The organism is Streptomyces sp. NBC_01363, assembly GCF_026340595.1.
Classification (GTDB): Bacteria; Actinomycetota; Actinomycetes; order Streptomycetales; family Streptomycetaceae; genus Streptomyces.
Genome location: NZ_JAPEPF010000001.1, coordinates 988,013 through 1,010,492, shown reverse-complemented (window position 1 = coordinate 1,010,492; position 22,480 = coordinate 988,013). Strand labels below are relative to the sequence as shown.

Annotated in this window: 20 protein-coding genes; 12 read left to right on the top strand and 8 right to left on the bottom strand. The window is 72.0% G+C overall.

The features are described from left to right. Window positions 1–446: 446 nt before the first annotated feature. Window positions 447–1,340, top strand: a complete 894-nt coding sequence (locus OG611_RS04705) for an alpha/beta fold hydrolase (RefSeq protein ID WP_266425532.1) — start codon at window positions 447–449, stop codon at window positions 1,338–1,340. 89 nt (window positions 1,341–1,429) lie between these two features. On the opposite strand, the gene OG611_RS04700 is transcribed toward OG611_RS04705, so the two are convergent. Genes OG611_RS04700 through OG611_RS04690 form a run of 3 tightly spaced genes read right to left on the bottom strand, consistent with a single transcriptional unit; the run spans window position 1,430 to window position 4,617 of the window. Then, the gene (locus tag OG611_RS04700; RefSeq protein WP_266415808.1) at window positions 1,430–3,079 is read right to left on the bottom strand and encodes a transporter; all 1,650 of its coding nucleotides are present in this window, start codon (window positions 3,077–3,079) and stop codon (window positions 1,430–1,432) included. Then, the gene (locus OG611_RS04695; RefSeq protein ID WP_266415806.1) at window positions 3,076–3,906 is read right to left on the bottom strand and encodes an ABC transporter ATP-binding protein; all 831 of its coding nucleotides are present in this window, start codon (window positions 3,904–3,906) and stop codon (window positions 3,076–3,078) included. The genes OG611_RS04700 and OG611_RS04695 overlap by 4 nt, the downstream gene beginning before the upstream one ends. A gap of 39 nt (window positions 3,907–3,945) precedes the next feature. After that, on the bottom strand, window positions 3,946–4,617 hold the full coding sequence (locus OG611_RS04690; RefSeq protein WP_266425529.1) for a bifunctional DNA primase/polymerase: 672 nt from the start codon (window positions 4,615–4,617) through the stop codon (window positions 3,946–3,948). Window positions 4,618–4,970: 353 nt separating this feature from the next. Here OG611_RS04690 and OG611_RS04685 point away from each other — a divergent pair, with 353 nt between their 5' ends. Both OG611_RS04685 and OG611_RS04680 read left to right on the top strand, forming a co-directional pair. Beyond that, on the top strand, window positions 4,971–6,353 hold the full coding sequence (locus OG611_RS04685; RefSeq protein ID WP_266415804.1) for a transcriptional regulator: 1,383 nt from the start codon (window positions 4,971–4,973) through the stop codon (window positions 6,351–6,353). Between the two features lie 200 nt (window positions 6,354–6,553). After that, entirely contained in the window at window positions 6,554–8,140 is a 1,587-nt protein-coding gene (locus OG611_RS04680) for a hypothetical protein (RefSeq protein WP_266415801.1), read from the top strand. 102 nt (window positions 8,141–8,242) lie between these two features. Here OG611_RS04680 and OG611_RS04675 read toward each other — a convergent pair whose 3' ends face one another. Continuing rightward, entirely contained in the window at window positions 8,243–9,523 is a 1,281-nt protein-coding gene (locus OG611_RS04675) for an ABC transporter substrate-binding protein (protein WP_266415800.1), read from the bottom strand. Window positions 9,524–9,640: 117 nt separating this feature from the next. On the opposite strand from OG611_RS04675, the gene OG611_RS04670 reads away from it, so the two are divergent. Then, window positions 9,641–10,144, top strand: a complete 504-nt coding sequence (locus tag OG611_RS04670) for a hypothetical protein (protein ID WP_266415798.1) — start codon at window positions 9,641–9,643, stop codon at window positions 10,142–10,144. Window positions 10,145–10,172: 28 nt separating this feature from the next. Continuing rightward, window positions 10,173–11,051: a formyltetrahydrofolate deformylase gene (purU, locus tag OG611_RS04665; RefSeq protein WP_266415796.1), complete on the top strand. Its 879-nt coding sequence runs from the start codon at window positions 10,173–10,175 to the stop codon at window positions 11,049–11,051. 22 nt (window positions 11,052–11,073) lie between these two features. Here purU and OG611_RS04660 read toward each other — a convergent pair whose 3' ends face one another. Both OG611_RS04660 and OG611_RS04655 read right to left on the bottom strand, forming a co-directional pair. After that, the gene (locus OG611_RS04660; protein ID WP_266415794.1) at window positions 11,074–12,423 is read right to left on the bottom strand and encodes a zf-HC2 domain-containing protein; all 1,350 of its coding nucleotides are present in this window, start codon (window positions 12,421–12,423) and stop codon (window positions 11,074–11,076) included. Beyond that, a complete protein-coding gene (locus OG611_RS04655) occupies window positions 12,420–12,995 on the bottom strand; it encodes an RNA polymerase sigma factor (protein ID WP_266415792.1) in 576 nt (191 codons plus the stop codon). Before OG611_RS04655 ends, OG611_RS04660 begins: the two co-directional genes overlap by 4 nt. A 372-nt stretch (window positions 12,996–13,367) precedes the next feature. Between OG611_RS04655 and OG611_RS04650 the strand changes: the two genes are divergently transcribed. Next, window positions 13,368–13,730 carry an STAS domain-containing protein gene (locus OG611_RS04650; RefSeq protein ID WP_266415790.1) on the top strand — a complete coding sequence of 121 codons (363 nt, stop codon included), beginning with the start codon at window positions 13,368–13,370 and terminating at the stop codon, window positions 13,728–13,730. 126 nt (window positions 13,731–13,856) lie between these two features. Beyond that, a complete protein-coding gene (locus OG611_RS04645; protein ID WP_266415788.1) occupies window positions 13,857–14,378 on the top strand; it encodes an EF-hand domain-containing protein in 522 nt (173 codons plus the stop codon). A gap of 35 nt (window positions 14,379–14,413) precedes the next feature. Here the strand turns inward: OG611_RS04645 and OG611_RS04640 are convergent, their stop codons facing one another. Then, entirely contained in the window at window positions 14,414–15,952 is a 1,539-nt protein-coding gene (locus tag OG611_RS04640) for a class I adenylate-forming enzyme family protein (RefSeq protein ID WP_266415786.1), read from the bottom strand. A gap of 144 nt (window positions 15,953–16,096) precedes the next feature. Here OG611_RS04640 and OG611_RS04635 point away from each other — a divergent pair, with 144 nt between their 5' ends. From OG611_RS04635 to OG611_RS04620, 4 genes are all read left to right on the top strand, one after another. Further along, a complete protein-coding gene (locus tag OG611_RS04635) occupies window positions 16,097–17,302 on the top strand; it encodes an amidohydrolase family protein (RefSeq protein WP_266415784.1) in 1,206 nt (401 codons plus the stop codon). A 7-nt stretch (window positions 17,303–17,309) separates the two neighbouring features. Then, window positions 17,310–18,464, top strand: coding sequence for an acyl-CoA dehydrogenase (locus OG611_RS04630; RefSeq protein ID WP_266415782.1), 1,155 nt, complete (start codon window positions 17,310–17,312; stop codon window positions 18,462–18,464). A gap of 7 nt (window positions 18,465–18,471) precedes the next feature. Continuing rightward, complete coding sequence (locus OG611_RS04625) at window positions 18,472–19,404, top strand: acyl-CoA dehydrogenase family protein (protein ID WP_266415780.1); 933 nt, start codon at window positions 18,472–18,474, stop codon at window positions 19,402–19,404. Between the two features lie 517 nt (window positions 19,405–19,921). Next, window positions 19,922–20,428, top strand: coding sequence for an ATP-binding protein (locus tag OG611_RS04620; protein ID WP_266415778.1), 507 nt, complete (start codon window positions 19,922–19,924; stop codon window positions 20,426–20,428). Between the two features lie 62 nt (window positions 20,429–20,490). Here OG611_RS04620 and OG611_RS04615 read toward each other — a convergent pair whose 3' ends face one another. Then, window positions 20,491–21,417, bottom strand: a complete 927-nt coding sequence (locus tag OG611_RS04615) for a cyclase family protein (RefSeq protein ID WP_266415776.1) — start codon at window positions 21,415–21,417, stop codon at window positions 20,491–20,493. An 83-nt stretch (window positions 21,418–21,500) separates the two neighbouring features. On the opposite strand from OG611_RS04615, the gene OG611_RS04610 reads away from it, so the two are divergent. Continuing rightward, window positions 21,501–22,415: an SDR family oxidoreductase gene (locus OG611_RS04610; RefSeq protein WP_266415774.1), complete on the top strand. Its 915-nt coding sequence runs from the start codon at window positions 21,501–21,503 to the stop codon at window positions 22,413–22,415. Window positions 22,416–22,480: the final 65 nt, after the last annotated feature.

The window sequence follows — 22,480 nt, the reverse complement described above, 5'->3', positions numbered from 1 at the left end:
TGCCACGGTCCCGGCCGTCCGCGCATCGCGCGTCGGTGCCCGGGGAAGCGCCCACGGGCGTACGAGTGCATCGCACACCGCAGACCGCCGCCCGCGAGACCCGTGCCGCCGCCCGCCGATGCGCACCGGCGCCGACGGCTCCCCGGAAGACAGAGGGCCCCGGCGCCTCGCGGCGCCGGGGCCTGTCCTCCCCTGCTTTGACCTGGAGCCCCGAGCTCTCAAGGCCAATCCCCACGGGCCCTCATCCCCGAGTGGCCCGCCTCCCGGAGAAGGTCTCCCCTCCGCCGCCGCGGTCAATCCTCCGAGGCGGTCACTCGAACGAGCGGTGTTGGGTGGCGGAACCCGGTTTTCGAATACAAGTTCGATAGTCTGGCGTGACGCGACCACACGGTGATCGAGCAGTGGATCAAGCGGTGATCGAGGACCAGAAGGGGGTGCCAGGACATATGGTGCGGCGCATCGATGTGACCGGGACCGGCGGCGTACGCCTCGCGGCCTGGGAGTTCGCCGACCCGCCCAAGGGGCGCGCGGAGGGCGAGCGCGCCCCCGGGGTCTTACTGCTCCATGGCCTGATGGGCCGGGCCGCGCACTGGGCCCCGACCGCCCGCTGGCTCGCCGAGCGGCACCGGGCCGTCGGCCTCGATCAGCGCGGGCACGGCCGCAGCGACAAGCCGGCCGAAGGCCCGTACACCCGTGATGCGTACGTCGCCGACGCCGAGGCCGCGATCGAACAGCTCGGGCTCGCCCCCGTCACCCTCGTCGGGCATTCGATGGGAGCGCTCACGGCCTGGCAGCTCGCCGCGAAGCGCCCCGATCTCGTCCGGGCCCTGGTCATCTGCGACATGCGGGCCTCCGCGCTCGGCGCGGCCTCGCAGCGCGAGTGGGAGGACTGGTTCAAGACCTGGCCGGTGCCGTTCGCGACGCTCTCCGACGTACGGAAGTGGTTCGGCGAGGACGATCCCTGGGTGGAGCGGCCCAACCCGGCCCGCGGCGAGTTCTTCGCCGAGGTGATGGCCGAGCGGGCCGACGGCTGGCGCCCCGTCTTCTCCCGCCGCCGGATGCTCCAGTCCCGCGCGACCTGGGTGTTCGACGCGCACTGGGAGGAGCTGGCGCAGGTCCGCTGCCCGACCCTGGTGCTCCGCGGCCTCGACGGCGAGCTGGGCCGGGCGGAGGCCCAGGAGATGGTCCGCGTACTGCCGCGCGGGCAGTACGCGGAAGTGGCCGACGCCGGCCATCTCGTCCACTACGACCAGCCCGAGGGCTGGCGCGCGGCGGTCGAACCCTTCCTGGAGCAGTTCGCCGAGGACCCCCAGGACGACCGCGAGCCCGTCTCGACGTGACGGAGCAGCCGGGACGAAGCCGACCGGGCGACGGAGCGACGGAGCGACGAAGAGACGGAGCGACGCGGACGGTCCTGCGGCGGCGGTCCTCAGCCCTTGCTGACCGCCGCCAGGATCTCCGGGAGCCGGTCCGCCGTGCGGGGAGCGGCGAGCCGCAGCCCCGCCCAGGAGATCAGCGCCCCGTACACACCGCCCACGGGCAGCAACAGCCACAGCCACTGCTCCAGGTCGGCGACGTGCAGCCAGATCGTCACCGCGATCACGGGCGCGCAGAGCAGCCCCGCCGAGACCATGCCGCCGAAGATCGAGATCCAGGCGAGCCCGCCCTGCCCCGGCGCCACGTTCTTGAACGCCCCGTCCTGCGGGATCGAGTACGGGAAGTTCGCCGACGCCACCGCGCCCGTCGCCAGCATCCCGCCCAGCAGGGCGAACGACAGCCCCATGACCTCCGGCAGGTCGCCCCAGTCACCGAGCACCGCGGCGGTCACCACCGTCACCACGACCGTGTAGGGCAGCGTGATCAGCAGCAACGCCAGGGCCCGCGCCCGCAGTTCCAGATAGGCGTCACGGGTGGAGGAGATCGTCAGCGCCACCATCCAGAACGCGGAGGTGTCCTGCCCGAACTGGTTGTACATCTGGATGCCGAGCATCCAGGCGGCGAAACAGGCGAAGTACATCGAGCCGGTGCCCTGGAGCGCGGTGAGGATCGGCACGATCAGCCCGATCGCCAGCGCCGTGGTCCAGGCGGCCTTGGTCTTCGGGTCGCGTGCGATGTACCGCAGACTGCGCTCCATCACCGGACCCGTGCGCCCCTGCGGCAGCAGCGCGGAGAGCCTGGAGCCGTCCTTGCCGGCCTTCTCGCGGGCCGGCCCGGCGGCGGCCAGGGTCGAACCGTCCGGGGCCGTCATCAGCTTCACCAGGCTCCGCTGCCACAGCCACAGCAGCGCGACCAGCGCCGCGACGGACAGCAGCAGCTGTACGAGGGCCTGTCCGTACGAGCCCCGTGACGCCGAGTCCACCGCCCCGACCGCCGAGGCGGGCGGCAGCCAGCGCACCACGTCCGCGGCCGGTTCGAGCGCGGCGAGCCCGCCCGCCTGGCTGAGCCGCTGCGCACCGAAGTTGACGACCTGGAAGCCCACCGCGATCACCAGCCCGCTGAGCACCGCGAGATCGCGGCCCTTGCGTGACGTCAGCAGCCGGGTGTTGGCCGTGGCCACGGCCCGTGTCAGCGCCACGCACACCAGCAGCGTGAGCGGCGCGGCCACCACGGCGAACACCGCGCCGGCCGCCCCGTGCGCCACCGCGAAGGCCGATCCGGCCGCCAGGCAGAGCGTGAACAGCGGGCCGATCCCGACCAGCGAGGCCGTCAGCAGCGCCCCGACCAGCGGGCGCGGCCGCAGCGGCAGCATCACCAGCCGGCTCGGGTCGAGGGTCTCGTCGCCGCTGGGGAAGAACAGCGGCATCACGGTCCAGCCGACCGCTACTACTCCCGCCAGCAGCACGACGAAGGCGCCGGTGTGGGCGTGCCCGTGCAGCGCGATCAGCCCGATCAGCAGGCCCGCGGCGATCAGCAGGGTGACGACGACGGAGGTGATGTACGCGGCCCGCCGCCCGGCCGACTGCCGCAGCCCGTTGCGCAGCAGGGTCAGCTTCAGCCGTACGAAGACGCCGACGAGCCCCTCGCCGCCGCCGGCGGCCGGTCCGGGGACGGTCCCCACGGGGGCGTCGAGCACGCTCATCGCTTGCCGCCCAGCCAGTCCAGGGAGTCGCCGGTGGCACGGGAGCCCGCGCCGACGAGTTCGAGGAAGGCGTTCTGCAGCGAGGACGCCTCGCCGCGCACCTGGGCCAGAGTGCCCTGGGCCCGGATCGTGCCGGCCGCCATGACGGCCACCCAGTCGCAGAGGGACTCGACGAGCTCCATCACATGGCTGGAGAAGACGACGGTCGCCCCCGAGCCGGTGTACCGCTCCAGGACTTCGCGGACGGTCTGTGCCGAGACCGGGTCGACGCCCTCGAACGGCTCGTCCAGGAACAGCACTTCGGGGTTGTGCAGCAGCGCGGCCGCGAGCCCGATCTTCTTCCGCATGCCGGTCGAGTAGTCGACGACCAGCTTGTGCTGGGCGCCCGCCAGGTCGAGCACATCGAGGAGCTGGGTGGCCCGCTTGTCGACCTCGGCTCCCGGCAATCCTCGCAATCTTCCGGTGTACGCGAGGAGTTCGCGTCCCGAGAGGCGCTCGAAGAGCCGCAGTCCCTCCGGGAGCACGCCGATCCTGCTCTTCACCTCGACCGGGTCGCGCCACACGTCGCGGCCGGCCACCTCGACGGTCCCCTGGTCGGGGCGGAGCAGCCCGGTGACCATCGACAGCGTGGTGGTCTTGCCCGCGCCGTTGGGCCCGACCAGACCGATGAACTTGCCTGCGGGCAGCTCCAGATCGATCCCGGCCACCGCGGTCTGTTCCCCGAACCGCTTCCACAGCCCCTGTACGCGAACGGCGGGCGGCGGCGTAGCCGGTCCGCCCGCCTCACCCGCCCGTGCCGCTCTGTCGGTCTCTGTCCAGTCCTGCATGATGCACTGCCTTTCGGTGTCCCCGTTTTCGGGACCACCCTACGAAAGGGTGCTCTGCCGGTGGCGTGTGCGTGCGTCGGCCGCTTCCCTGGCACAGGCGTAGGCGAGCGGGCTGATGAGCTCCTCCGCGTCCGGCAGCCATCGGTTGGCGGGGGTGGGGCGGCGGGCCCACTGCACCGCCCCGCGCCCGCCGACCCGGGTCGGCGGACCGGTCACGTAGTGGCCTTCGCCGCGGCCGACCAGATCGATGGCGGCGGCCCGCCAGCCCAACTTCCGTACCAGCTCGTCCGACTTGGCCGCCGCACCCGGCAGCACGAAGAAGAACATCCGCCGGTCGGGGCTGCAGGTGACGGGTCCGAGGGGCAGGCCCATCCGCTCCATCCGGGCCAGCGCCAGGAAGCCGGCCGACTCCGGTACGTCGATCGCGTCGAAGGCACGCCCGGTGGGCAGCAGGATCGACGCCCTCGGGTGCCTGGACCACATCCGGCGGGCCGCGGCACCGCTTCCGGTCGCCTGGCCCGCCCAGTCCGGTCCGGCGGGATGGGCTCCGGGAGCGGCGCAGCCGGTGTCTCCGCAGGAGCACCGCTCGGCCCCCTCCACCGCCTCCAGCCAGGTACCCGGGCACACGTCCCAGTGCCGCTCCTCGGCGTACCGCACCGCTGCGTCGAGCAGTTGCTCGCCCCGCTGCCGGGGCACCTTCGCGGCTTCCATGACGACGACGGGCTCTTCGACTCCGATGGGCTCTTCCACGCAGAGCACAACTACGGCCAACGCCCGGGGTTACGGGCGCGGCGGGTGCGGCCACGGCGTATCGATCCGGCACACGGGGCGCATGGATGCATGGGCGGGGGCGCGCGTGAGGCGGTGACCCGCAGGGCGGGTAGCCATATACGGGCAACCGCCGGGCAGCCGATGGGCGGGTCCGGAACGGTCGGCCTCTGTCATATGCCGACATGAATGACAAGGAACACGACGCACGTGACGAACACGATGAATCTGTGCATTTTCCGCGTATTAGCCGGGCAGTGATCGGCTCAATGATCACTGCGGCCTCAGGGGGAAACATGGCAGCCAGGCCTCTCGTCGCACGCCAGCCGAACGAACGGCTCCAGACGCTCATTCAGGAAGCCGGATGCTCCAACGCCGGCCTCGCCCGCCGCGTCAACATGGTCGGCGCGGAGCGCGGGCTCGACCTGCGTTACGACAAGACGTCCGTGGCCCGTTGGCTGCGCGGACAGCAACCACGCGGCAGGGCACCGGGAATCATCGCCGAGGCGCTCGGCCGCAAGCTCGGCCGTACGGTCACGATCGACGAGATCGGCATGGCCAACGGCAAGAATCTGGCGTCCGGCGTCGGCCTGCAGTTCGCCCCGACCGTGATCGGCGCGATCGAGCAGGTCTGCGAGTTGTGGCGCAGCGATGTCGGCCGCCGCGACTTCCTGTCCGGTTCGGCGGTCGCCTCCTCCGCGCTCGTCGAACCCAGCCGCGACTGGCTGATCAGCGGAGCCGACCCGCAGGTGGCACGGGCCGCCGGGGCCCGCGTCGGGATGTCGGACGTGGCGGCGGTGCGGGCGATGACGGCCGCGCTGGTCGACCTCGACCACCGGTTCGGCAGCGGACATGTGCGTCCGGTCCTGGTGCACTATCTGAACAGCGTGGTCTCCGGGCTGCTCTCCGGGGCGTACCGCGAATCGGTCGGCCGGCAGCTGTTCGCGGCGGTCGCGCGGCTCACCGAACTCGCCGGGTACATGGCGGTCGACACCGGCCAGCCGGGGCTCGCCCAGCGCTACTACATCCAGGCGCTGCGCCTGGCCCAGGCGGCGGGCGACCGGGCGTACGGCGGTTATGTACTGGCCGCCTCGATGAGCCATCTCGCCGCACAGCTCGGCAATCCCCGGGAGATCGCCCAGCTGGCGCGGGCCGCGCAGGAGGGCGCGCGCGGGCGCGTGACACCGAGGGCGGAGGCGATGTTCCACGCGGCGGAGGCGCGCGGACACGCCCTGCTCGGCGATGCCCGCACCTGCCAGGCGGTGACCGGCCGCGCGCTGACGGCCCTGGAGCAGGCCGAAGCGGACACAGGTGACGACCCCGACTGGATCGTCCACTTCGACCACGCCTATCTCGCGGACGAGCTGGCGCACTGTCACCGCGACCTCGGCCAGGCGGAGGCCGCCGCGCGCCGGGCGAAGGAGTCCCTGGCCGGCCACCCGGAGTCCCGGGCCCGCCGCCGCGGCATCGGTCTGGTGCTCCTGGCCGCGGCCCAGGTCCAGATGCGCGAGGTGGAGCAGGCCTGCCACACGGGCACGCGGGCGATGGAGCTGCTGGGGTCGGTGCGCTCCAGCCGGGGAGCGGAGTATCTGGACGATCTCCAGCAGCGGCTGCTCCCGTACGGGGACGAGGCGGCGGTGCGCGAGTTCGGCGCGCGGCTGGAGCTCCAGGCGGCCTGACCGGGGGCCGGGACCGGGGGCCGGAACCGGGGCTCGAATCCGGCGCCGTCGTTCGGTCGCCCCCTTAACTGCGTCTTGAGAGCGCTGAGCGTTACAGCGCTTGTGAAGGGCTGGTGAGTGACAACACACGCTTGGCGAACGGCGGCAACCACCCGATAGCGTGAGCCGACGATTCCGTAGGTTTACACGTAGGAGTCCCGGTGACGCAGAGCGGACAGGGTGACGAGCAGCAGCTCCCTGCTGTACGGCCCGCGCACGAAGGTGTCGTGCTGCCCGCGGGTGGCGGCGAGCCCTGGATACCAGGGGGGCCCGCGGATCAGGCCGCCCCGGCGGGCGGCCAGCCGTGGGGGCAGCCCTGGGGGCCGCAGACGGCGCACCAGGACGCCTCGCATCAGTCCCAGCCGCAGCCCCAGCCTCAGGCGCACGCCCAGGGGCAGGGAGCGTACGGGCAGGGACAGTACGGTCAGGTCCAGCCGGGGCAGGGGTACGGGCAGCCGCCCGTGCAGCAGCACGCACAGATGCCGCAGGCCCAGCCGCTGCCGCCCGTCCAGCCCCAGCAGTCCCAGCAGCAGCTTCAGCCTCCGTACACCCAGCAGCCTCTGCATACTCAGCAGCCGCCGCACGCCCAGCAGCCTCTGCATACCCAGCAGCCCCCGTACGCCCAGCAGCCCCCGCAGTCGTTCGCGCAGCCGTTGCCGCCCGAGGCCGTGCCCGGGATGAGCATGGGCGGGGACGCGGAGGCCACGCAGTACATCGCGCCGGTGGCCGGTGGGCCCGCGCCGGGCGGGCTGCCGCCGGAGAACCCCGCGGAGTCGACCCGGTTCCTCGGCCACGCGGCGCCGCAGCAGCAGCCGCAGGCGTACCCGCAGCAGCCCGGTCAGGGCGGCGACGCCGAGGCGACCCAGTTCATCCCGCCGGTCCCCGGCGCCGCCCCGTACGGCATCAGGCCCGGAACCCCGGGTGACCGGCAGCCGCCCGCCGAGTTCGACAACCTGTTCCGCAGCGACGAGCCGGCGGGTTCCACCCAGCAGATGCCGCGGCTCGACCCCGGGCAGCAGTACCGGGGCGCCCAGCAGCCCCCGCAGTCGCCGCAGGCCCCGCAGCCCCCGTACCAGCCCGTGGACGAGGAACCGCAGGGGCCGGCGGGGCCGCGCAAGAAGCGGGCGCACGTCACGCTCATCGCGGCGGTCGTGGCCGGCTGCGCCGTCGTCGGTCTCGGCGCGGGTGCGCTGCTGAGCGGCGGCGACGACAAGGGCAAGGACGACAAGCAGGCGGTCGCCGCGGCGAGTTCACCCGTCGGGGAGACCTCGAAGCAGGCCCCGGCCGATCCGGCGAAGCCGCAGGCCGAGGCGCTCGACAAGCTGCTGGCGGACAGCAACAACAGCCGTGCCGCGGTCGTCGGGGCCGTCGAGAAGACCAAGAGCTGCACGGATCTGGACCAGGCCGTGACCGATCTGAAGGGCGCCGCCCAGCAGCGCCGCGATCTGGTGACCCGGCTCCAGGGGCTGTCCGTCGACAAGCTGCCGAACCACGCGCAGCTGACCTCTTCCCTCACCAAGGCCTGGCAGGCCTCCGCCGCCGCCGACGAGCACTATGCCGCATGGGCCGGGCAGGCCAAGAACGGCAAGAAGGTGTGCAAGCACGGGAAGGCGCGTACGACCTCCGAGACGCAGCAGGCCACCGTGCAGAGCGGCGAGGCGAGCAAGGCGAAGCGGCAGGCGTCGGGGCTGTGGAACTCGATCGCGTCGAAGTACGGGCTGACCCGCCGGGCGGCGACGGAGCTGTGACGGCGGGGCGGGGCGGGCCGACCGCCCCGCCCCGGGACGCCCGCGCCGCGAACGTGCGCCGGGACGCCCGCGCCGCGGACGTACACGCCGGAGCGGCGGCGGTCACCTCCTCGCGCTGGCGTCCGACAGCGTCTTCGTGACGTCCATGAATCCCTTCCGGTCCGCGACGAGCCGCCCGTCGCGGACCACCTGGAACGTCACCCTGGTGTTGACGATCCGCGGATACGCGGACGAGCCCAGCACGTCCTTGAAGCCCCAGCGCAGCACCGGGGTGAGGCCGCCGGTTTCGGCCGAGGTGCCCTCGTTGAGGGCGGAGGTGAGCTTCCAGGAAGTGATCTCCGGGGAGTCGATCGCCTGCACGATCTCCTTGAGCACGGTGTACGCGATCCAGGTGGTCTGCACGCCCGTGTCGTCCGGGTCGATCCGGTTGTCGCCGAAGGCGTGCTTGCGGATCACGTTCCGCATCCCGTCCCAGCGGGCGTCGCCCGTGTCCGGGTACCAGCCGGTGATGTAGGCCCCCTCGAACGGGCTGTTCCGACCGCCGGTGCTGTCGATCAGCGGCTGGTCGACGCTGCCGAGCACGGAGGAGATCCGGACGCTCCCGGACGACGGTTCGAGTCGCCGGAAGGAGTCGAAGAAGGTCCCCGTACGCTTCCCGAGCACGGCCGTCACACAGCCGTCGGAGGCCCCCGCCGCCTGGAGCGCCGGTCCGGCGGCCGCGTCGTACGAAGTGGCCGAATCCGGCGCCCGGATGTCGGCGGGCGCGGGCCGGCCGGCCTCGGTGAGGCCGGTCCTGAGGAGCCAGGCCTGGCCGTCGCCGATCAGGGTGTCGGGCCGGACCACGGACACCCGTTCGCAACTGCGGGCCAGCTGCCGGGCGTTGCCCGCGAGCAGGGCCGGCTGGCCGCCGTTGACCGGATAGGAGTTGTAGCTGCTGAACTCCTCGTCGGAGGCGCCGTAGCCACCGATGTAGGGGATTCTGGCTGCCTCCAGCGGTGGCATGAACGCCGAGCCGTGCCGGCTGTACGAGCCGACGACCGCGACCGCCTTCTCCTCGACGGCCAGCCGAGCGCAGTTCGCCGCACCGATCGAGGTGTCGTCCTCGTCGCAGGTGACGACGCGCAGCTTGTGACCGTCCAGCCCGCCGTTTCCGTTGGCCCAACGGGCGTAGGTGCGCGCCATGGCGGTCACGCCCGCCATGTTCACCGAGTCCGGCCCCGCGACGCCGCTGGGGGCCCACGTCACCACGGTGACGGGCTCCCTGGAGCCCCCCGTGGCCCCAGGGAGTGCGCCGCAACCGGTGACCAGCAACGCCCCGGCCGCCGCCGTACTTGTGAGGAGCTTGTAGGGGCGGGGGGAGGTGGGGCGTCGCCGTCCGGTCATGGGCATGAACATTTCCGGCCCCGGGGTAACGCCGCAGTGTGCCCCGCTCAACGCTCGGTGACATCCAGGTGAATTGCGGGGGCCGGTGCGAGGAGCCGAAAAGGGAACGTACGATCGATGACCGTGCAGCAAGGTTCGGAGAACTCTTCCCGTCGCGGCCGTCGCTCCTCCACCATGGGCGGCATGCCGCTGAATGACATGCCTTGGTGGCGCTGGCGCAGCAACGTGCGCTCGGCGCTGCACATGCTCTCCGACCCCGTCTTCCACCACGAGTGCTGGCTGGCCGGCCGGGAGGGGTACGGCGACGTCACCGACGCCGTGTACCGCCTGGTCGAGGACACCTGGCTGGACAACTGGTCCGCCGAGAAGTACATCGGGACGATCTTCCGCGACACCAACGAGGCCGCCCTCGTGGACGTCGCGGTGCTCCGGGTGCTGCGGATCATGCACCAGGTCGGGGCGGACGCCCCCGTCTCGGCGTATCTGGAGCACCACGGCTGGCCGGAGGCCGTACGGGCCGCCCGCGAGGCCCATGTGCTGCTCGCCGGCAACGACGGCGAGGACCCCGATACGCCACCGCGCTCCCTCGACGTGCTCCGCATCCTGACCAGATCGGCCTGACAGCGGGCTGGTGTGGCACGCTACGGGGATGACCGCGCCGCAGCCCGCCGAGACCGCCTCCGAGCAGTACGTCCTCACGCTCTCCTGCCCCGACAAAAAGGGCATCGTGCACGCCGTGTCGAGCTATCTCTTCATGACCGGCTGCAATATCGAGGACAGCCAGCAGTTCGGTGACCACGACACCGGCCTGTTCTTCATGCGTGTGCACTTCTCGGCGGACGTCCCGGTGACCCTGGAGAAGCTGCGGGCCAGTTTCGCCGCGGTCGGCGACTCCTTCCGGATGGACTGGCAGATCCACCGCTCCTCGGACCGGATGCGGGTCGTGCTGATGGTCAGCAAGTTCGGGCACTGCCTCAACGACCTGCTGTTCCGTTCCCGGATCGGGGCGCTGCCGATCGAGATCGCCGCCGTCGTCTCCAACCACACGGACTTCGCCGAGCTCGTCGCCTCGTACAACGTCCCCTTCCGGCACATCCCGGTGACCAAGGAGACCAAGGCCGCCGCGGAGGCGCAGCTGCTGGAGCTGGTCCGCGAGGAGAACGTCGAGCTGGTCGTCCTCGCCCGCTACATGCAGGTCCTCTCGGACGACCTCTGCAAGCAGCTGAGCGGCCGGATCATCAACATCCACCACTCCTTCCTTCCGAGCTTCAAGGGCGCGAAGCCGTACCACCAGGCGCACGCCCGTGGTGTGAAGCTGATCGGTGCGACGGCGCACTACGTGACCGCGGACCTCGACGAGGGGCCGATCATCGAGCAGGAGGTCGAGCGGGTGGGCCACGGCGTCACGCCGGACCAGCTGGTCGCCATCGGGCGCGATGTGGAGTGCCAGGCGCTGGCGCGGGCCGTCGGGTGGCACGCGGAGCGCCGCATCCTGCTCAACGGCCGCCGTACGGTGATCTTCGCGTAGGGACCCGCTGCGGGAGGCGGCCCTACAGGCGGCTGAGCGAGGCCGCGGCGAAGAGCACGTCGCGGATCGCCTCGCGGTCGCCCTCCTGACCGGCCGCCGCCTCCACCGGTGCCACGTGCCCGGCCACCAGCTGGCAGAACTCCACACCGTCCAGCGCGACCTGCGCCACGGTGTGCGCGGGGGAGCCGAGCGCGGCCGGGGAGTCCAGCGGGATGTACCAGTCGCCGCCACCCGAGCCCTCGACCTCCAGATGCAGCGAACGGCCCGGTGAACCGGCCGTCACCAGATGGCGGGCGGGCCCGGCCAGCCCGGTCCTGCGGCGCTCGGCGAGGGCGGCGGGCAGCAGCCGGGCCGCCAGGTCGATCATCCGGTTGAGGTGGGCGGCGGACGGCGCCTCGTACGGATAGTCCACCGCGACCGCGATGTCGCCGCCGTGCACCCAGCATTCGAAGGCCCGGTCCAGCAGGGCATCATGCATCGGCAGGGCGAAGTCGCCGTACGAGACGGAGAGCTCGGAGACCCCGCGGCCGGCGAAGGACACCGTGCGGATGAGCGCGTGGCTCTGCTCGCGCCACGGTTCGTGGATCCGGCGGGTGGGCGGCCGCCGGGCCGCGGACCAGTACTTCTCGGTGCGTGCGGTGGGGGAGAGCGGCCAGTCGGCGCCCCGGCCGAGGGCGCCGTCGCCGAGCGGGACTTCGAGGCCGAGGGCGGATCCGACCAGCCCGTCGACGGCCATGAGATGGCCGATGACGCCCGCGACCGTGGTCTTGCGGGTGGTCTCCTGCTCGCTCTCGAACCACTTCAGCCGCACCGGGGTGTGCCACTCCGAGTCGCCGATGTCACGGAGCAGCGCGTCGAGCCGCGCGGTCTCCGCGTCGTACGGGGCGGCCCAGTCCGGCACCGGGATATCTGCGGGGCGACGGCTCAGACAGGCGTCGACCACCCGGCTGCGCAGCGTCGGATCGAGGTCCAGGCTGCGGTCGGTGTGCAGCAGCCCGACCGCGTCGCGCAGCCGCAGGGCCTCGTCCGCGCAGGCGGCGCACTCGGTCAGATGTGCCTCGACGGCCTCGGTCTCCTCCGCCGAGCAGGCCGCCAGGGCCCACGCGCCGAGGAGCGCCTTGAGGACGCGGTGCGCCAGCACCGGAGGGTCCGATGGGGCCGGTGGTGCCACGGTGGATTCCGGTTCCGGTGTCGTCGGTTGCGGGGCCGGTCGAGGTGCCTCGGGCGGGGACGCGGGGACGGGCGGCGGCAGGGGGAGGGCGGAGAGGTCGAGGTCGTCCGCGGCGGACCGTGGGCGCGGTATGCGCCGCGCGCCCCGCACCTCGTCGTCGCGTCCGCCGTCCTCGCGTCCGTCCGCGTCGTCGCCGGTCACAGGGGCCGTCCGTATCCGGGCGGCGACGTCCCTTCGAGCGGGCGGGTGTGCGCGGTGGAGAGCAGTTGCAGGCCGAGCCGGAGCCGCCGGCGGGCCTCGTCCTCGGTGACCCCGAGGTCGGCCGCGGTCTGTCGGTAGTCCCGGCGCTGGATGTACGCGAGCTCCAGCGCGGCCCGCAGCGGGGCGGGCATGGACGCGACGATGTAGTCGGCGCGGGCCGCGACCGTGGCCCGGTGCACCCGCTCCTCCAGCCCGCTGCCGTCGTCGACCGGGCCGTCGCGGAGGCCGTCCTCCTCGCGCAGCCGCCGCACGGACTGGCGGTGCGTGAGCCGGGCGACCCAGGAACGCATCGAGCCCTGCTTGGGGTCGTACGCGCCGGGGTTCTCCCACACGTAGCCGAAGACCTCGCGGGTCACCAGGTCGGCGGCGGTCTCGTCGTCGAGCATCCGGTGGGCCTGGCTGTGCACGAGCGAGGCGAACCGGTCGTAGAGCTCTCCGAGAGCCGCCGCCTCACCGCGTGCCAGCCGCTGCTGCATCTTGCGGTCCCAGCGGGGTGGTGCGTTTTTAGCCATGCGACCCCCAGCCCTGTTCCCCTCGTCACACCGAATGTAGTCGGCAGCGCAGAAGATGCACGTCCCTTTGTGGCAAGTACGCCCCTGAAGAGGTCCGGGATGATAGGGAATGCGTCGCCGCGCGTCGGTGGAATCGGAGCCGAAGCGATGATTTCTGCCCGAATCCGGCTGTGTCCTGACAGGTCGCTCGGTGTTTCATAGGGGCGCGGCCGGGGCAGCCGCGAGAAGGAACGGAAACTTCCGGATCGTCGGAATCCCCGGAACGAGAGGGCCAGTCACGTGAGGAAAGCCAGTCCTCCTGGGAACCACCCTCCGGCCGCGACCACCCACGCCCCCTGGCTCACCCAGGAACGCTCCCGGAACACACTCGGAGTGGCCGAGACCGTGCAGGGCGGATGGACCGTACTGCACATACGCGGCGAACTGGATCTGCTGACGTCGCCCGCCGTGCGCCAGGCCGTCCACGACGCGGTCGCCGCCGGCCGCCACGATGTGGTGCTCGACTTCTCCGAGGTCCTGTTCTGCGATTCCAGCGGCGTCGGCGTGCTGATCGCCTCCCGCCGGCTGATGCGCTCCTGCGGGGGTCGGCTGCGGCTGATCCTGCCGGCCCGGGGCGCGGAGGAGGGCTCACACGTCAACCGGGTGCTCGCCGCGCTCGGCGTACGCCGTCTCTTCGAGGTCTACCCCGACTGGGACGCGGCCGTCGACGAGCGGTCCCGGCCGCTCTCCGCGTGAGGCCGGTCCGGGACGCCGCGCGCGAACGGGCGCGGCGCCCCGCGGGCAGGGCGCGATGACCGGGTTGTCACACCGGCGGAGCGCGTAAGTGACACGTGACGCCTTCCGGCGTCGTACGCTCCCCGCATGGACAGCGCAGAGTATGAGCGCAAGATCGCTTTCCGCTTCGCCGCCTTCGACCAGGACGGCAACGGATACATCGATCGCGCGGATTTCAATGCCGCCGCCGCCCGTCTGCTCGCCGAATTCGGTACGACGGCGCGCTGCGACAAGGGCCAGGCGCTCTACACCGGGGCCGAGGCGTTCTGGCAGGGCATGGCGGGCATCGCCGATGTCGACGGGGACCAGCGCGTCACCCGTGAGGAGTTCGTGGGCGGGGCCGTCAAACGGCTGCGCGACAATCCGGAGCGCTTCGCGGAGATCGCCCGCCCCTTCCTGCGCGCGGCGATCGCCGTGGCGGACCGGGACGACCGGGGCGCCGCGTCCGTACCCGCCCTGGAGCGGGCGCTCCAGGTGCTGGGCGCGAGCGCCGGGGCGGCGGCGCTCGCGGCGCGAAGCCTGGACGCGGACCAGGACGGCAGGATCACGGAGGACGAGGCGGTGTCGGCGTTCGCCGACTACTTCACGGTGTTCGCCCCGGACGCGTAGGACCACGGGGGGTGCGGGGCCCGCCCCGCACCCCGTCAGGCGAACTGCTCACGCAAGCGGTACTTCAGCACCTTCCGCAGGGCCTCGTTGCGCGGCAGCGCCGCCACCACCTCCAGCCGCTCCGGCAGCTTGTGCACGGAGAGCCCCTCGGCCCGCAGATACCCCGTGACCTGCGCCAACGTCAGCGGCGCGGCGCCCGCCGGCTGTTCCACGACCGCGCAGACCAGCTCGCCCCGCTCCGGGTCCGGGAGCCCGATCACCGCGGCGTCCCCGACATCCGGGTGCCGGTGCAGCAGGTCCTCTATCTCCTTGGCGGAGATGTTCTCGCCCTTGCGGATGATGATGTCCTTCAGCCGCCCGGTGAGCACCAGATGCCCGCTCTCCCTGACGTGGCCGACATCGCCGGTGATCAGGAAGCCCTCCGCGTCGAACGCCGCCACGGACGCCGTCGGGTCCAGATAGCCCGCGCAGACGGCCTCCCCGCGCAGCCGCACCTCGCCGTCCGTGCCGCAGGGCAGCGGCTTGCCGTCCTCGTCGGTGATCCGGATCTCCATGCCCGCCGGTGGCCGCCCCTCCGTCTCGGCGAGGTGTTCCACCGTGTCGTCGGGGGCGCCCATCGTGATCATGGGGACCTCGGTCATCCCGTATCCGTGGGTGAGCTGGACGCCCAGCTCCCGTACCGCCGCGTGGTAGATCTCCGGCGGCTTCGGCGCCCCGCCGCCCGCCAGCAGCCGCAGCGTGGGGATCAGTCTGCGGTCCGGGTCCTTGCGCTGCTCGGTCAGGAACATCGAGTAGAACGCCGTGGAACCGCCCGCGACCGTCACCCCGTGCCGACGGTAGCCCTCCAGCGCGTCCGGCATCGCGAAGTGTTCGAAGAGGACCGCCGGGAAGCCGTACAGGAGCAGCATCACCGAGTAGTCGGGCCCGGCGACATGGGCGAAGGGGAAGGCCATCGAGCCGATGTCGTCGGCCGACAGATGCAGCGCGTGGGCCAGGCAGGAGCCGCCCGCGATCAGGCTGCGGTCGGTGTGCAGCACCCCCTTCGGGTCGGAGGTGGTGCCCGAGGTCCAGTAGATCCAGCGCACCGCCGTGCCGTCCGAGGGTGGTGGCGGGAGCACCGACGGGTCGCCGTCCGGCAGCGAGGCGTACGCCTCGAACACCACCGGCGGCCGGTCCGTCGCCAGCCGTCCGGCCATCGCCGTGTGGTCGAAGCCGCGCCAGGTGCCCGGCACCGCGAAGAACTCCGCCTTCGACTCGCGCAGCGCGAACCCCACCTCGCGGTCCCGGTAGAACGGGATGACCGGCGACTGCACGGCCCCGATCCGGGTCAGCGCGAACGACAGCAGCACTGTTTCGATCCGGGTCGGCAGCTGCCAGGCGACGACGCCGCCGGGTCGCACGCCCATCTCCCACAGCCCGGCCGCGACCCGCTCGCCGCGGTTGCGCAGCTCGCCGAAGGTCAGGGTGCGGTCGTCCTGGATCAGGAACGGGCGGTCCGGGGTCAGGCCGGCCCGGCGTTCGACGAGTTCCCAGAAGGTGCCCGATGCACCCAGGGCGTGCGCGGTCTCGGTCACGGCGAACCCCTCACAGCTGACGGACAGTCAGATAGTGCGGAGAGCGTAGAGCGCCGCGCCTTGTCGGTCCAGGGGTGCGGGGCTAGCCTGAGGACGACGTCAATCTGACGGGTCATCAGAAAAGCGTGCGCCGAAGGGGACACCATGACGGAACTGCCTCGGATCGTCAGCGTCGACGACCATGTGATCGAGCCGCCGCACCTCTTCTCGACCTGGCTGCCCGCCAAGTACCGCGAGCGCGGCCCGCAGCCGCTCACCGCGGGCATCGGCGAGCTGGCCTACACGGGTGGCAAGTACGTCATCACGATGGACCCGGACGGCCCGCCGACCGACTGGTGGATCTACGAGGACCTGAAGTTCCCGTACAAGCGCAACATCGCCGCCGTCGGTTTCGACCGCGACGACATGACGCTGGAGGGGATCACCCGGGCGGAGATGCGGCCCGGCTGCTGGGACCCCGCGGAGCGGCTCAAGGACATGGACCTCAACCACGTCGAGGCGAGCCTCTGCTTCCCCACCTTCCCGCGCTTCTGCGGCCAGACCTTCGCCGAGGCGCACGACAAGGAGGTCGCGCTCGCCTGCGTCCGCGCCTACAACGACTGGATGGTGGAGGAGTGGTGCGGCGACAGCGGCGGCCGGCTGATCCCGCTCTGCATCATCCCGCTCTGGGACATCGACCTGGCCGTCGCGGAGATCAGGCGGAACGCGGCGCGCGGGGTGCGGGCGGTCACCTTCTCGGAGATCCCCACCTACCTCGGGCTGCCGTCGATCCACACCGGCTACTGGGACCCGTTCTTCGCCGCCTGCCAGGAGACCGGCACGGTCGTGAACATGCACATCGGGTCCAGCTCGCAGATGCCCGCCGCGTCACCGGACGCCCCGCCCGCCGTACAGGCCAGCCTCTCCTTCAACAACGCCATGGCCTCGATGATGGACTTCCTGTTCAGCGGGGTCCTGGTGAAGTTCCCCCGACTGAAACTGGCGTACAGCGAGGGCCAGATGGGCTGGATCCCGTACGCCCTGGAGCGCGCCGACGACGTCTGGGAGGAGCACCGGGCCTGGGGCGGGGTGCGCGATCTGATCCCCGAGCCGCCGTCCACGTACTACTACCGGCAGATGTTCTGCTGCTTCTTCCGCGACAAGCACGGCGTCGCCTCGCTCGATGTCGTCGGACGGGACAACGCCACCTTCGAGACCGACTACCCGCACGTCGACTCGACCTTCCCGCACACCAAGGAGGTCGCCCTCGACCACGTCAAGGGGCTGGACGACGAGACCGTCTACAAACTGATGCGCGGAAACGCGATCCGGATGCTCGGTCTGGACCTGGACCGGGACCGCGAGAAGTAGGCGCGCGATGGACCTCGCGTACACGGAGGAGGAAGAGGAGTTCCGGGCGCGGCTGCGCGAGTGGCTGGCCGCCGTGCTCCCCCGACTGCCCGCGAAGCCCGGCCCCGACGACTGGCCGGGGCGCCGCGCGTACGACACGGCCTGGCAGCGGATGCTGTACGACGCGGGCTACGCGGGTCTGCACTGGCCCGTCGACGCGGGCGGCCGGGGCGCGACCCCGACCCAGCACCTGATCTTCCTGGAGGAGACGGAGCGGGCCGGGGCCCCGTACGTCGGCGCGAACTTCGTCGGGCTGCTGCACGCCGGCCCGACGATCGCCGCCGAGGGCACCGCGGAGCAGCGGGCCCGCTGGCTGCCGCCGGTGCTGCGCGGCGACGAGATCTGGTGCCAGGGGTTCAGCGAGCCCGGAGCCGGTTCGGACCTCGCCGCGCTGCGGACCAGGGCGGTGCGCGACGGCGACCACTACGTGGTGAGCGGCAGCAAGATCTGGACCTCGCACGCGGAGGTCGCCGACTGGTGCGAGCTGCTGGTGCGTACGGACCCGGCGGCGCCCAAGCACCGGGGGATCAGCTGGCTCGCGATGGAGATGGACGCGCCCGGGGTCACCGTCCGCCCGCTGCGCACCCTCGCCGGATCCACCGAGTTCGCCGAGATGTTCCTCGACGAGGTGCGGGTGCCGGTCTCCCACCGCGTCGGCGCGGAGAACGACGGCTGGCGGGTCACCATGGTCACCCTCTCCTTCGAGCGCGGAACGGCGTTCGTCGGCGAGGTCGTCGCCTGCCGCCGCACCCTGGCGGCACTGGCGGCCGAGGCCCGGCGCGGCGGACGCTGGGACGACCCGGTCCTGCGCCGCAGGCTGGGCAGGCTGAACGCCGAATTCCGGGCGCTGTGGCGGCTCACCCAGTGGAACGTCAGCGAGGCGCAGGGCACCGGCGGCGTCCCCGGGACCGGGGGCTCGGTCTTCAAGCTGCGGTACTCGCACGCGCGCCAGGAGCTGTACGAGGCGGCTGCCGAGGTGCTCGGCGCGGACAGCGCGGATCTGGACCGGGAGTGGGTGCTGGACCGGCTCTCCTCACTCTCGTACACCATCGCGGCCGGCACCTCGCAGATCCAGCGGAACCTCGTCGCCGAGCGGATTCTCGGCCTGCCGAAGGGGCGGTGAGCGGACTGTGGACTTCCAGCTCTCGGACGACCAGCGGGCCCTGCGGGCGGGGGTGCGGGAACTCCTCGCCGGACGCTTCGGCAGGGACCGGATGCGGGCCGCGCTCGACGCCGGTACGGGTATCGACCGGGCGCTGTGGCGGGAGCTCGGCGAGGCCGGGTTCTTCGCGCTGCGGCTGCCGGAGGCGGAAGGGGGTGTCGGCCTGGGGCTGCCCGAATCGGTCCTCCTCTTCGAGGAGGTGGGGCGCTCGCTGCTGCCGGGGCCACTGATCGCCACCCATCTCGCGGCCGGTCCGGTGAAGGGCGCGGCGCAGGGCGAGGCGGTGGTCGCCGTGCTCGACCCGGGGCAGTCGGTCGCACACCTGGGGGAGGCGGACGCGCTGCTCGTACTCGGCCCCGGGGGCGCGCCGCGGGACGCCGCGCGGGTACGGGACGCGGCCGACCCCGTACGTTCGATCGACCCGTTCACGCCGCTGTGGCGGATCGCGGGCCCCGTGGAGGCCGACGATCCGCTGCCCGGGGGCGAGCGGCTGCGCGACGAGGGGGCCCTGCTCGCCGCCGCCGAACAACTCGGCAGTGCCGCCCGGACGACCGAGATGGCCGTCCAACACGCCGGTACGCGCGAACAGTTCGGATCGCCGATCGGGTCCTTCCAGGCGGTCAAACACCTGTGCGCCGGGATGCTGGTCCGCACCGAGCTGGCCCGCTGCGCCGTGTACGCGGCGGCCGTCACCGCGGACCCGGTCGAGATCGCGGGTGCCAAGCTGCTCGCCGACGACGCGGCGGTCCGCAACGCGCGGGACAGCCTCCAGGTGCACGGCGGCATGGGCTTCACCTGGGAATCAGATGTTCACCTGCACCTCAAACGGGCCTGGCTGCGGTCCGGGCAGTGGCTGACGGCGGCGGCGGCCGAGGAGGTGCTTGCGGGGGACCTGTGCTGAAGCCGGACGGGTTCCGTGCAGGCTTCGGGCGCCCGGAAGCGGGCGCATGTCCGGTGCATGAATGTGACAGGCAGAGGTGGGAGCCTCACACTGCGGAGTTACGCAGTGCAGTCGGCGGGCGCGAGCTCCGGCCCGCGCCCTTCACGTCTTCCGTCACGGGGTGGAGTCGGCGCCGGGCTCGGGTACGCTCCGTTGGATGCGACAGGAACTGGAACCGGGCGATCCGGGTGTTGCCCGTGCGGCGACTCCGGACCGGAAGAGGTGCCCTGCTCGCGTTCCAGGCAGAAGCGCCGGGCGTGCCCGGGAGGCGGCTCCCGCGGCCTCGATGCGCCTCTGTTCGACTTCCCGCAGCGCGCGTCGCACAGTATGCACTACGCGTACTCCTTCGCGCTGGAATATGCCCGAAGCGCTTGTTGCGGTGACTGTACGTCAACCATGCTGTCTCGCAGGGGAATCACGTTCCGTGACCCTGAGGAGGCGCGAGGCGATGTGTCCGCCGGTTCGGATGGTGTGAGCGGTGCAGGTGCTTCAGGTTCAGCTGGAGGTCGGGCCGGATCCCGCGGAGGTCGGGCGGGCCCGTAGATGGGCCCGGTCGAGACTGGTCGGGTCCGGGATAAGGGACGACGAGCCGCTGGCCGAGACGCTCATCCTGCTGATCTCGGAGCTGGTCACCAACGCGGTGGTGCACACCGGGTGTCCGGCCGTGCTGCGCATGCTGTTCGGCCTGACGGGCACGGCCGGTGCGGCCGGGACCGTCAGGGTCGAGGTGGCCGACACCAGCTGTCGCCCGCCGCAGCAGCGCCACGCGGCGGGCGAGGACACCAACGGCCGGGGCCTGGAGCTGGTCGACGGCCTCGCCGACCGCTGGGGCTGGCAGCCCGAGGGTGCGGGCAAGCGCATCTGGTGCGAGGTCGACCGGAGTGCGCCGCTGATCCAGCGGCCACTGCACTCCGGCGCGCAGGGCGCGAAGGACGCGGACCGCGATGTGCGCAAGGCGTCGCAGGTCGCCACGAATCTTGCATAAAGGTTAAAGCAGTTGTTCCGGGCCGCTGTGTGGCACCGGCCGGTCCCCTCGGGGACGGCCGATCAGAGGATGGCGACCGGTGCGACCGGGGTGCCGGTCGCACCGACGAACGGCTCCGGCATCGCGGAGAGCAGGAAGGCGTACCGCTTCTCCTGCGCACAGGCTGTGGACAGTGCTTCCAGGTTCCAGTTCTGGCCCTGCGGCATGCCCATCTCGACCAGGTCCAGCGCGTGCACCCCCAGCCACAGATCGTCGATCTCCGGCGGGAAGATCTCGAAGGTCAGGGTGTCATTGGCGACCGCCGCCACATCGCGCGCGCGGAACCACTCGGGCGTCCGGATCGACAGGCCGGGCGAGGGATAGCCGTACGCCTGCTTGTCGCCCGCCAGATAGACCTGCACCTGCCCGGTCCGTACGAGCACGATGTCTCCGGACCGGACCCGCACCCCCGCCAGCTCCTCGGCCGCGTCCAGGTCCTCGGGGGTGACGGCGTGGTCGCCGGGCAGCCGGTCCGTGCCGAGGGCGCGCGCCACATCGAGCAGCACCCCGCGCGAGACGATGTGCGGCGCCTTGTCGATCCCGCTGAACTGCGCGCCGCCGTGTGCGGTGATCGTCGCGGCCGGGCGGCCGTTGTAGATCCTCCCCGAGTGCGAGGCATGGGTCAGGGCGTCCCAGTGGGTGGCCGTCTGCAGGCTCAGGACCGCCGTGTCGTCGCTGGTGGCGACGGTGCCGGGGCCGAAGAGCTCCTGGTTGATCTGGACCATGGTGTGCAGCGGATTGATCCGCCCGGGGATCAGCCCGCTCTGTACGCCGTCCTGCTGGAGGGGGAGCGCGAGCGGGATCCGCAGACCGGTGCGGACGGTGGCCGCGGCCTCGCGCACCACGGCGTCGGTGATCAGGTTGAGCGTCCCGATCTCGTCTTCGGCGCCCCAGCGGCCCCAGTTGTTGACCCGCTTCGCGATGTCGTGGAACTCGGCCGGCAGTGACATGGCGCCTCCTGGGGCTTGTGCTCGTGGACCTGATGGCCCATAAAATCTAACGGTCCGTCAGAAACCACGGGAAGGGGCCGGGCATGGGGAACTTCTTGGCAGGCAAGGTGGTGGCCGTGACGGGTGCCGGTCGCGGCATCGGGCGGGCGGTCGCGCTCGCGGCGGCGGCCGAGGGGGCGAGAGTCGTCGTCAACGACTACGGCGTCTCCATCGGGGGCGGCGAGCCGAGCAGCGAGGTGGCCGAGTCGGTCGTCAAGGAGATCGAGGCGGCGGGCGGCGAGGCGGTGGCGGTCGCCGACGACATCTCCACGATGGCGGGCGGCCAGCGCATCGTGGACACGGCGCTCGCGCGGTTCGGGCGGATCGACGGGGTCGTCTGCGTGGCCGGGATCCTGCGGGAACGGATGCTGTTCAACATGTCCGAGGAGGAGTGGGACCCGGTGGTCGCCACCCACCTCAAGGGCACCTTCACCGTCTTCCGGGCCGCCTCGGCGGTGATGCGCAAGCAGGAGGGCGGCGGCACCCTGATCGGCTTCACCAGCGGCAACCACCAGGGCAGCGTCGCCCAGGCCAACTACAGCGCCGCGAAGGGCGGGATCATCTCGCTGGTGCGGAGCGCGGCGCTCGGCCTGCACAAGTACGGCGTCACGGCCAACGCCGTCGCCCCGGTCGCCCGGACCCGGATGTCCGCCAACGTCCCCATGGAACTCAAGGAGATCGGCGAGCCGGAGGACGTGGCCGCGCTCGTCGTCTACCTGCTCAGCGAACGGGCCCGCCAGGAGAAGATCACCGGCCAGGTGTACACGGTCGCGGGGCCGAAGATCGCGGTCTGGGCCCAGCCGAGGGAGCTGAGGGCCGGTTACGTGGAGGGGGCGTGGACCCCGGAGCGGATCGCGGACTTCCTGCCGGGGACGGTGGGCACGGACCCGATGCCGATGCTGGCGCGACTGGAGGAGATGGCCGCGGCGGCCGCGGCGAAGGCGCGGCCGAACGCATGAGCCCCGCCCGCCGGGGCTCCGCCCCGGACGGGCTCGATGGTGAGCGGCAACAGTCAGGAGGCACC